This window comes from Mesorhizobium sp. WSM4871, assembly GCF_055811295.1.
Genome location: NZ_JBVVPU010000063.1, coordinates 1 through 390, shown reverse-complemented (window position 1 = coordinate 390; position 390 = coordinate 1). Strand labels below are relative to the sequence as shown.

1 protein-coding gene is annotated in these 390 nt (G+C 59.2%); it reads right to left on the bottom strand.

Annotation, left to right across the window (positions count from 1 at the left end; translation table 11 throughout):
* Window positions 1-390 (bottom strand): GMC oxidoreductase (locus AC0L2H_RS32520; RefSeq protein ID WP_473593680.1); only part of this gene is annotated, 390 nt, incomplete at both ends.

Here is a 390-nt window from a genome sequence, read left to right as displayed (position 1 = left end):
CATGATCGTTGGAATGTTTGTGTTCGCCCGGGGGCAAAATGGCATGACCGAAGCGTCGGCGATCCTCAAACCCGAAAGACCATGAACGCGTCCCGACGGATCGGTCACAGCGCCAGGATCCGCGGCTGCCCCCATCCTGCAGGTCGACGTCGGATGCCAACTTGGGATGACGTTCTGGCGAACATACCGATCCAATCGTTCCTCGTCATTGATGAGATCGGAAATGCTATCGCCATCCGTTATGACGCGCCTAATCAGCCCACGACGCAGCCGCGGCGACGCGTCCATGAGCAGCGCCAGAACTGACGTGAGTGCATAGTTTGTGCTTGTGACCTTGCTCACCCGCTTCGCTCGCGCATTCAACGCTGACGGAAACGGGTCCAGCGCCAC